The following is a 1,935-nucleotide window of genomic DNA, read 5'->3' as shown; positions in this document are numbered from 1 at the left end:
AGGAACCAGATGACCGACACCGCCCCCGACCGGATCCGGGTCGTCGTGGTCGACGACCACGCCGTGATGCGCGCCGGCGTCGTCGCCCTGCTGGCTGGGCCGGGGGCGCGCCCTCCGGCAGGCCCGACGGTGCCGGGGGGCCGGGTGCCCCGCGCACGCCCGGCGCGTCCGGCGCCCCTCGCGCCCCCGGCCCGCGCCATGTGCCCACCGCTCCCCCGGACTCCGTCCTCCCCCCGTCCCCCGACCCCGCCGCCGCCCTGCGCCGCATGTACGTCGACACCAGCCCGTTCAGCGCGGCACACCTGAGTCTGAACGCGGAGGTGCTGGGGCCGGAGCGGATGCTGTTCGGCACCGACTCGCCGCCGATGGCCGCGCCGCTGGCGGACTTCGTCCACATGATCGAGAAGCTGCCGCTCGACAAGGCGTCCCAGCAGCTCGTCCTCGGCGGCAACGCCCAAGCTCTCTTCGACCTCAGGAGCCGTCCGTGACCACCACGCAGGAGGCCGTCGCCGCGGCCGAGCGGTGCACCCCCGAGTTCCGCCGCGATCCGCACGCCGTCTACGCCCGGCTGCGCGCCGAGGCGCCGGTCTGCCCCATGCGGCCGCCGCACGGCAACGAGACGTATCTGATCACCCGGTACGAGGACGCGCGGGCCGCGCTGTCGGATCCGCGTCTGAGCAAGGACATGTACGGGGCGATGGACGCCTACCGGAGGATCTTCGGGGACTCGTCCATCGCGCTGGACGACAACATGCTCAACTCGGACGCGCCCAAGCACACCCGGCTGCGCAGGCTGGTGAACTCGGCTTTCACGCCGCGGCGGGTGCAGGCGCTGCGGCCGCGCATCGAGGAGATCGTGCGCGAGCTGCTCGACGCGTGCCCGCCCCGGGAGGCCGTCGACCTGCTGCCCGTGTTCGCGTTCCCGCTGCCGATCATCGTGATCTGCGATCTGCTCGGCGTGCCGGCCGGGGACCGGTCGCGGTTGCAGGGGCTGTCCAGCACGGTGGCGCAGACCGGTTTCGGCGAGGAGTTCAAGCGGGCCCAGCAGCGGGCGGAGGAGGACCTGCACGGGTACTTCTCCGAGCTGATCGCCGCGAAGCGGAAGCGCCCGGGCGACGACCTGCTGAGCGCGCTGATCGCGGTGCGCGACGGCGAGGACGGCTCGCTCACCCAGAACGAACTGGTCTCCACGGCCTTCCTGCTGATGTTCGCGGGCCACAAGACGACCGCGTACCTCATCGGCAACGCGGTGCACCATCTGCTGCGCCACCCCGCGCAGCGGGCCGCCGTACGGGAGAACCCGGAGCTGATCCGCGCGGCGGTCGAGGAACTGGTGCGCTACGACGGCTCGGTGGAGTCCGCGACGTTCCGCTACGCGACCGAGGACGTGGAGTACGGCGGGACCCTGATCCCCAAGGGCGCCCTGGTCCAGATCGCGCTCAGCTCGGCCAACCGCGACCACGCCAAGTTCGAGTCTCCCGACGAGCTGAACGTGACGCGGCCGGGCAACGCGCAGGACGCCCATCTCGGCTTCGGGCACGGCAGCCACTACTGCCTGGGCGCCCCGCTGGCCCGGCTGGAGACGCAGCTGGCCCTCACGCTGCTGTTCGGCCGGTTCCCCCGGATGGCCCTGGCCGCCCCGGCCGCCGGGCCGCGGTGGCTGGAGGTGCCGTTCCCGGCCTTCCGCGGTCTGGCGGAGCTGCCGGTCGTCCTGGACCCCGCCGGGTAGGCGCGTCCGGAACCGAGGGCGGCCGGCGTCTGGCGGCCGGGGCGCGCGCTCCCTACTGTGTGCGGCGTCACCGTGTGCGGGCGCCGCGTGGGCGGGCGCCGCGTGGGCGGGCGCCGCGTGGGCGGGCGCCGCGTGGGCGGGCGCCGCGTGGGCGGGCGCCGCGTGGGCGGGCGCCGCGTGGGCGGGCGCCGCGTGGGCCGCGTCGC

Annotated in this window: 2 protein-coding genes; both read left to right on the top strand. The window is 74.8% G+C overall.

The window, feature by feature from the left end; genetic code table 11:
• Positions 1 to 200: 200 nt before the first annotated feature.
• Positions 201 to 488, top strand: a complete 288-nt coding sequence (locus AB0E62_RS39935) for an amidohydrolase family protein (protein WP_362206027.1) — start codon at positions 201 to 203, stop codon at positions 486 to 488.
• Positions 485 to 1,729, top strand: coding sequence for a cytochrome P450 (locus AB0E62_RS39930; RefSeq protein ID WP_362206024.1), 1,245 nt, complete (start codon positions 485 to 487; stop codon positions 1,727 to 1,729). Before AB0E62_RS39935 ends, AB0E62_RS39930 begins: the two co-directional genes overlap by 4 nt.
• The last annotated feature ends 206 nt before the right edge of the window (positions 1,730 to 1,935 follow it).

This window comes from Streptomyces sp. NPDC038707, assembly GCF_040636485.1.
Classification (GTDB): Bacteria; Actinomycetota; Actinomycetes; order Streptomycetales; family Streptomycetaceae; genus Streptomyces.
The sequence above is the reverse complement of the archived record's forward strand: the minus strand, read 5'-3'. Positions and strand labels throughout refer to the sequence as shown.